This is a genomic window from Acetatifactor sp. (genome assembly GCF_982438285.1).
This window is the reverse complement of record NZ_CEWDFQ010000128.1, coordinates 1-8,061: the sequence shown is the minus strand read 5'-3', so window position 1 is coordinate 8,061 and position 8,061 is coordinate 1. Positions and strand designations below refer to the sequence as shown.

Annotated in this window: 9 protein-coding genes; 8 read left to right on the top strand and 1 reads right to left on the bottom strand. The window is 48.9% G+C overall.

Going from position 1 to position 8,061, the window contains the following annotated elements:
• From murB to fba, 6 genes are all read left to right on the top strand, one after another.
• Nucleotides 1–908, top strand: a 908-nt coding sequence (murB, locus tag AC1WIP_RS07960; RefSeq protein WP_481141347.1) for a UDP-N-acetylmuramate dehydrogenase, incomplete at its 5' end; no start/stop codon positions are given.
• A 5-nt stretch (nt 909–913) separates the two neighbouring features.
• Nucleotides 914–1,780 carry an RNase adapter RapZ gene (rapZ, locus tag AC1WIP_RS07955; RefSeq protein WP_481141346.1) on the top strand — a complete coding sequence of 289 codons (867 nt, stop codon included), beginning with the start codon at nt 914–916 and terminating at the stop codon, nt 1,778–1,780.
• Nucleotides 1,781–1,785: 5 nt separating this feature from the next.
• Complete coding sequence (whiA, locus tag AC1WIP_RS07950; protein ID WP_481141345.1) at nt 1,786–2,655, top strand: DNA-binding protein WhiA; 870 nt, start codon at nt 1,786–1,788, stop codon at nt 2,653–2,655.
• Between the two features lie 37 nt (nt 2,656–2,692).
• A complete protein-coding gene (locus tag AC1WIP_RS07945; protein ID WP_318704964.1) occupies nt 2,693–2,950 on the top strand; it encodes an HPr family phosphocarrier protein in 258 nt (85 codons plus the stop codon).
• 150 nt (nt 2,951–3,100) lie between these two features.
• A complete protein-coding gene (locus AC1WIP_RS07940) occupies nt 3,101–4,009 on the top strand; it encodes a diacylglycerol/lipid kinase family protein (RefSeq protein WP_481141344.1) in 909 nt (302 codons plus the stop codon).
• A 136-nt stretch (nt 4,010–4,145) separates the two neighbouring features.
• A complete protein-coding gene (fba, locus tag AC1WIP_RS07935) occupies nt 4,146–5,009 on the top strand; it encodes a class II fructose-1,6-bisphosphate aldolase (RefSeq protein WP_481141343.1) in 864 nt (287 codons plus the stop codon).
• Between the two features lie 199 nt (nt 5,010–5,208).
• On the opposite strand, the gene AC1WIP_RS07930 is transcribed toward fba, so the two are convergent.
• Entirely contained in the window at nt 5,209–5,736 is a 528-nt protein-coding gene (locus tag AC1WIP_RS07930; RefSeq protein WP_481141342.1) for a peptidylprolyl isomerase, read from the bottom strand.
• A 251-nt stretch (nt 5,737–5,987) separates the two neighbouring features.
• Between AC1WIP_RS07930 and AC1WIP_RS07925 the strand changes: the two genes are divergently transcribed.
• On the top strand, nt 5,988–6,863 hold the full coding sequence (locus tag AC1WIP_RS07925; protein ID WP_481141341.1) for a GNAT family N-acetyltransferase: 876 nt from the start codon (nt 5,988–5,990) through the stop codon (nt 6,861–6,863).
• Nucleotides 6,864–6,942: 79 nt separating this feature from the next.
• Nucleotides 6,943–8,061: MATE family efflux transporter (locus tag AC1WIP_RS07920; protein WP_481141340.1), on the top strand; the 1,119-nt coding region annotated here is incomplete at its 3' end.

The following is an 8,061-nucleotide window of genomic DNA, read 5'->3' as shown; positions in this document are numbered from 1 at the left end:
GTGAAGCAGCACTTGAGGCGTTAAAAGGCTTTGTACCGTCAGAGAACATCCGGCTGAGGGAACGGATGTCGGAGCACACGACCTTTCGCATCGGAGGGGAAGCGGATTGCTTCATCGAGCTGGAAAATAAGGAGCAGCTTTTAAAGGTGCAGAAATATCTGACTGCCATAGAGGAACCCTTTTTTATTTTGGGTAACGGCAGTAATATATTGGTAAGCGATGAGGGCTACAGGGGCGTGATTCTGCAGATCGGCAGAAAAATGAGCCAGATCAGGGTGGAAGGAAGCCGTATGATTGCAGGGGCGGGAGCGCTGCTCTCCCAGGTGGCAAAGGCGGCTCTTGCGCATGGGCTTACGGGATTGGAGTTTGCCTGCGGCATACCGGGCACTGTGGGAGGCGGCGTTGTGATGAACGCGGGTGCCTACGGGGGAGAAATGAGCCAGGTGGTCACAGAGGTCACTGTGACAAGCCGCGACGGGGAAGTGCTGATTCTGGATAACGAATCCATGGAATTTGGCTACCGGACCAGCACCATAAAAAACCATCCCTTTGTGGTAACAGAGGTGGCCTTTGAGCTGGAGGGTGGAGACAGACAGCTTATTCAGGAGAAAATGGAGGACCTTGCGGCCAGAAGAAGGGAAAAGCAGCCTTTGGAATATCCCAGTGCGGGAAGCACCTTCAAGCGTCCGGAGGGGTATTTTGCAGGTGAGCTGATTATGAAAGCGGGTCTGAGGGGTTTTCAGATCGGAGGTGCCAGAGTGTCAGACAAACACTGTGGCTTTGTAGTGAACACAGGAAGGGCAACGGCAGCAGACGTGAAGGATGTAGTGGATGAGATAAGAGAGCGCGTGAAGGATATGTTTCATGTGGAGCTGCAGCCTGAGATCGTATTTTTGGGGAGATTTTAAGGACTATGAGATTTGTTGTAGTGACAGGCATGAGCGGCGGAGGAAAGAGTACGGCGCTGAAAATGTTGGAGGACGCAGGGTATTACTGCGTGGACAATCTTCCGGTTTCTCTGATTGAGAAATTTGTGGAGCTGATTGCCATGCCAAACAGTGAGAGCAGCAAGGTGGCGCTGGGTCTGGATGTGCGTGCGGATCAGTCCTTCGAGGATGTCACCAGGATTTTGGAAGGCCTGAAAGAAAAGGGCTACAAATTTGAAATATTGTTCATGGATGCAGATGAAAATGCGTTGATCAAAAGATACAAGGAGACCAGGCGTGTGCATCCCCTGTCCCAGGACGGCAGAGTGGAGGATGGCGTGCGCCGGGAGAGAAAGGTGCTTGAGACCATCCGCAGAAATGCAGATTATGTGATTGACACCTCTAATCTGCTCACAAGAGAATTAAAGGAAGAATTAGATCGTATTTTTATCAGGAACAAGGAATATAATAGTCTCATGATAACGGTCATGTCCTTTGGCTTTAAGCATGGGATTCCAGCGGATGCAGATTTGGTGTTTGACGTGCGGTTCCTGCCCAATCCCTTTTATGTGGAGGGCTTAAAGAGCAAAACGGGAAACGACAGGGAAGTACAGGAATATGTCATGGGATTTCCGGAATCAGAAGAGTTTATGAAAAAGCTCATTGATATGATAGCCTTTCTCATCCCTAATTACGTGAAGGAGGGAAAATACCGTCTGGTGATTGCCATCGGCTGTACCGGAGGAAAGCATAGAAGCGTTACCCTTGCCAATGAATTGTACAAGCGCATGAAGGACAAGGGAAGCTATGGAATGAAGCTGTATCACCGTGATGTTGTCTCTCAGGGAGTTTAAAATTCATGTCATTTTCAGGCGAGGTAAAAGAGGAGCTGGCAAGACACATCAGTCCCGCGAGGCACTGTCAGATTGCAGAGCTTGCGGCCATGATGAACTACTGCGGTCAATATGGGCGCGATAGTGAGGGCAATTATACCATTGGATTTCAGATGGAAAATGAAGCCGCCCGAAGAAAAGGCTTTACATTATTGGAAAAAACATATAATATAGATACTGGTGCTGGAGTCAGTAAGGAGCAGATGCAGGAGCTTTTATCCAAGCTGGGAAACCTGGAGGAGCCTGTAAGCCATCTGCTGATCAAGAATTCCTGCTGTCAGAGAGCATTTTTAAGAGGAGCTTTCTTAAGCATTGGTTCCATCAGCGATCCCAGAAAGGGATATCATATGGAATTTGTCTGCACAACCCAGGAGAAGGCAAAGAGACTGCAGAGTGTGATACAGGGATTTGATATAGATGCAAAAATTGTGCTTCGGAAGAAGTATTACGTCGTTTATTTGAAGGAGGGCTCAGGCATTGTGGATCTTTTAAATGTCTGTGAAGCCCATGTATCCCTGATGAAGCTGGAAAATCTGCGTATACTGAAAGAGATGCGCAATTCCATCAACAGAAGAGTAAATTGTGAGGCGGCCAATATTACCAAGACGGTAAACGCTGCCGCCAGACAGATTGAAGATATCGAATATATCAGGGATCATTATGGTTTTCAAAATCTGCCGGATAATTTGAGACAGATGGCAGAGGTCCGCCTGGAAAACCCGGATGCCCCCTTAAAGGAGCTGGGGGAATATCTGGAACCGCCGGTAGGAAAATCCGGCGTGAACCACAGACTGCGGAAGCTCAGTGAGATTGCTGAAAGAATCAGGATAAAATAACCATCTGAATCAGGACGTAAAAAGAGGAGGAAAAATTATGACAAAAAAAAGCATCCAGATCAAATTGGAAAACGGGCTGGAGGCAAGGCCCGTGGCACTGCTGGTGCAGGAGGCCAGCAAATATGACAGCACCATTTACATTGAGTGCAACGAGAAGCGGATTAACGCCAAAAGCATTATGGGAATGATGGCTCTTGGGCTGCAAAACGGTGAAGAGCTGGTGGTAACTGCAGAAGGCGTGGACGAGAAAACTGCAGTGGACGGAATTGAGAAATTTTTAAGCGGCGTGGCTTGAAGATTCCTTTCAAAAGGGAAAGCTGTCCTTTAAATGGACAGGAAGGCATAAGCATATACAAAGAGGCGGGAACAATAGAGTCCATCTGTTGGTTCCGCCTTTTGAGCTAGAGAAAAATAAATGTCTGTTTCGGCGGAAGGGAAGGTATTTATGGGAAAAATTTTCTTTGTATACAATCCAAAGGCTGGAAAGGCACAGATCAGAAGCAAACTTGCGGATATTCTGGATGTGTTTGCAAAGGCCGGCTATGAGATCACGATCTGCCCCACCCAGAAACGGGGAGATGCCGTAAAGCTGGCAGCGGGAAGGAAGGATCAATATGACCTGATTGTGTGCAGCGGAGGAGACGGCACTTTGGATGAGGTAGTGACCGGCATGATAAAAAGCGGCTTGCGCACTCCGATTGGATATATTCCCGCAGGAAGCACCAATGATTTCGGAGGAAGTCTGGGCCTTCCCAAAAATATGGTGAAGGCGGCCCAGGTGATCGTGGATGGAAGAAATTTCCCCTGTGATATCGGAGCCTTTAACCGGGATGTGTTCGTGTATATTGCAGCCTTTGGATTGTTTACGGATGTATCCTATGAGACGGGACAGGATATGAAAAATCTGCTGGGGCATATGGCCTATCTGCTGGAGGGAATGAAACGCCTGCCCGCAGTGCGCTCCTATTCCATGAAGGTGAGCTGGGAGGATCAGGTGATTGAGGATGAATTTATGTTCGGCATGGTGACGAATTCTGTTTCCGTGGGAGGCTTTAAACGGATTACGGGGAAAAATGTCAAGCTGGACGACGGGGTGTTTGAGGTGACCTTGATTAAAAAGCCTAAAAATCCCATTGAGCTGAATAATATTATGGTATCCCTTTTAAATCGCGATATCGATACGGATGCCATGTACTGCTTTCGCACAAACAGGGTTACCTTTGAATCCCCGGAAAAGGTAGCCTGGACCAGGGATGGGGAGTACGGCGGCAGCCATACCCTGGTGGAGATTGAAAACAGACAAAGAGAAATTCTGATACGGACGGCCCTTCCCGAGGCGCGGGCCGGGAAATAAAGGTTGCCGAATTCCTTTGTGGGAGCAAATCAAGACTTTGAAGGCTAGAATTTCTTTTCTTTTGCTTCGTTTTGTGTTATATTGAAAACGAAAGACAAGCTATTTTCACATTATGAATCAGTATGGAGGTATGAATATGTTAGTATCTGCAACAGAAATGCTGAAGAAGGCAAAGGCGGGACATTACGCCGTAGGCCAATTCAACATCAACAACCTGGAGTGGACAAAGTCCATTCTGCTGACTGCGAAGGAATGCAGATCCCCTGTGATTCTCGGTGTGTCCGAGGGAGCGGGAAAGTACATGGGCGGCTATCATGTGGTGGTAGGCATGGTAAATGGTATGCTTAAGGACCTGGATATTGATGTCCCTGTGGCACTTCATCTGGATCATGGCAGCTTTGAGGGCTGCTATAAATGTATTGAGGCCGGCTTTTCGTCCATTATGTTCGACGGCTCCCACTATCCCATCGAGGAGAATGTGGAGAAAACCAAGGAGCTTGTGGCGGCCGCTCACGGCAAGGGAATTTCCATCGAGGCTGAGGTAGGCTCCATCGGCGGCGAGGAGGATGGCGTGGTAGGCATGGGCGAGTGCGCAGACCCCAAGGAGTGCAAGGCCATCGCCGATCTGGGCGTGGACTTTCTGGCGGCAGGCATCGGAAACATTCATGGAAAATATCCGGCAAACTGGAAGGGATTGAGCTTTGAGACGCTGGATGCAGTGCAGCAGCTTACGGGAGAGCTTCCTCTGGTGCTTCACGGCGGAACGGGAATTCCTGCGGATATGATCAAAAAGGCCATCAGCCTGGGCGTTGCAAAAATCAACGTGAATACAGAGTGCCAGCTTTCCTTTGCAGAGGCAACCCGCAAGTATATTGAGGAGGGCAAGGACAAACAGGGTAAGGGATATGATCCTAGAAAGCTTCTTGCGCCGGGTGCAGAGGCCATCAAGGCTACCGTAAAGGAAAAGATGGAGCTGTTTGGTTCTGTTGGAAAAGCATAAATTTCCCCTGAAAAGGGAGGATGCCAGGGAACTGCTTTCCCTGGCATTTATTATGAAAAAGTTATTTTGATAAACAATTAACTGTGATAGGCGTTTGTGATTTCTTTATCTTATGGTTATAGTATAGGAGATAGAAATGTCTAAAGCATGATGGGGAATTAAAAAAATCTTGAATGAATTGTAAACAAAATATGAACGCCTATCGGGGCAGCTTTTCCGGTTCGGGATAGGTCTCGCCGAAGGTTTCCGCTGTAACGGTCTCCATAACCTGTTCCTCTAAAGGTCTGTCGGAGTAATCTGTGCTTGTTTCCGCAATTTTGTTCACCACGTCCATTCCCTGAATCACCCTGCCAAAGGCTGCATAGCTGCCGTCTAAGTAGGGAGCGTCCTGATGCATGATGAAAAACTGGGAGCCTGCGGAGTCGGGAGCCATGGCTCTTGCCATGGACAAAACGCCGGCAGTATGCTTTAAGGAGTTTTCTACGCCGTTTTGCGCAAATTCACCCTTGATGCAGTAGCCGGGACCGCCCATTCCGGTGCCCTCAGGACAGCCGCCCTGGATCATAAAGCCACGGATGACCCGGTGGAAAATAAGGCCGTCATAAAACTTTTTCTGAACCAGACTTAAGAAATTGTTTACGGAGACAGGGGCGATCTCAGGATAAAGCTCAAGCTTGATCACATCTCCGCCCTTCATTGTGATGGTGACAATGGGATTTTTTGCCATAATCGTTTCCTTTCTCATGTAATTAGATATAGGTAATTGCGAAACTCGCTGGTAAAGTCACGAACATGGTCATAATAACCAAAAACGGGTTCCGGAGCAGTGGCTAGTCCCCCTTATTTTGGTTATTACGCCCAGTTTCTGATACAAAGAAGCAAGTTTCACAATTACTTAGCAATTAGATAAAATGATGCGATTCCAAAGGGTATTGTAACCGAAACTGGCGGGAACGTAAAGAGGAGAAAGCCGTCCATATGAATTATTTACAAAAAATATGGGTCTTATTGCAGGAAAAGACCTGTGAAGATAAGTTTTTCACACTGAAAGGGAAGCTGCAGGAAGCGGGGATAGAGCTTACGACAGAGTGTATTGTGCCCCAAAAGGAGGGACAGGCCAGCCAAAAGGCAGAAGTCCCTGAACATAAGGATGTGTCAGGAATGCTGTGGATTACAGACAGCGGGGCGGCCGCAGGAAAGCTTTGCTCCCTGGGGCTTCCGGTTCTGGCCTATTTTCACGAAAAAAACGGCGGCGAGGATTTTTCCGGTCTTAAATATGCTATGGAAGAGCCCCAGGAGCTGGATGCACAGTATTTTGAGAGAGTCTATCGGAGGCTTGTGGAACTTCCCTGGGAAATTCTGACCACGGAAAGATGCCTGATTCGAGAGACAACGCCGGAGGATGTGGACGCCTTCTATGAAATTTACAGTCATCCCGCCATCACGAAGTATACGGAGGGTCTGTATCCCCAGGTGGAGCAGGAAAAGCAGTATGTGAGAGAGTACGCAGAAAAGGTCTATGCCTTTTATGACTTTGGAGTGTGGACTGTGGCAGAGCGGGAAACGGGAAATGTGATTGGCCGGGCAGGCTTTTCTTACCGGGCAGGCTTTGCGGAACCGGAGCTTGGCTTTGTGATTGGCGTGCCCTGGCAGCGAAAGGGCATTGCCTTTGAGGTCTGTCAGGCTGTGTTGAGATATGGGAAGGAACGGCTGGGCTTTCAGAAGGTGAACGCCATGGTCTGTCCGGAAAACAACGCTTCCAGAAGGCTCTGCAGCCGTCTTGGCTTTCAGGAGATGGAGACTGTGGAGCTGGACGGGCAGCGCTATCTTCGGCTGGAAAAAACATACTTGTAAAAGTGTACTTGTAAAAGCAGATGGGAAATGCTACAATGCTGACAGAGATGAAAGTAAAGCATGGAAGGGTTTGTGTTTCATGAATACAGAAGAAAATAAATTTACCGGCAGAAGCGAAAACAAGATCACGGAAGGAGTTATCTGGAAACAGTTGCTCCTCTTCTTTTTCCCTATTTTATTTGGTACCTTTTTTCAGCAGCTTTATAATGCGGCGGATGCCATGATTGTGGGCCGGTTTGTGGGAAAGGAGGCCCTTTCCGCAGTGGGCGGCGGCACCGGCACCATTATACAGGTGCTGGTAGGCTTCTTTGTAGGGCTTTCAAGCGGCGCCACAGTGGTGATTTCCCAGTATTACGGCGCAAAAAGGGAAGAGATGGTAAGCTATGCGGTGCACACCGCCATTGCCTTCAGCCTGGCGGCGGGAGTAGTGATGACGGTTGTGGGGATCGCGGCGGCGCCGTCGGTTCTTCGGGCCATGGATACGCCTGCGGATGTGATGGCGCCCTCCATAACCTATATCAGCATCTACTTTGCAGGTCTTACAGGCAATCTGATTTACAATATGGGAGCGGGGATTCTGCGCGCCGTGGGGGACTCCAAGCGGCCTCTGTATTTTCTTATTGCAAGCTGCATGACAAACATTGTGCTGGATCTTCTCTTTGTGGTGGGCTTTCACATGGGAGTGGCGGGAGCGGCTCTTGCCACCATCATTTCCCAGGCTTTGAGTGTGGTGCTGGTGGTTGCGGTGCTCATGAGAACCCGGGATATGTACCAGCTGGAGCTGAAAAAAATCCGGTTTGACGGCAGGATGTTTGTGAGGATTATCCGCATCGGCTTTCCGGCAGGCCTGCAGTCTATTATGTACAGTGTCTCAAACCTGATTATCCAGGCCAGCGTAAACTCCCTGGGCACGGACACAGTGGCTGCATGGACTGCCTACAGCAAGATTGACAGCGTATACTGGATGATTATCAATGCCTTTGGCATAGCGGTTACCACCTTTGTGGGACAAAATTACGGTGCGGGCAAAAATGACCGGGTGCGAAAGGGCGTCAGAGTGTGCCTGGGCATGAGCTTTGGCAGCACAGTGGTGCTGTCCGCGCTGCTGTATTATGTGGGGATCTATTTTTACAGCCTTTTTACCACGGACCCGGAGGTGACCAGAATCGGCGTGGAAATGCTTCAGTATCTGGTGCCC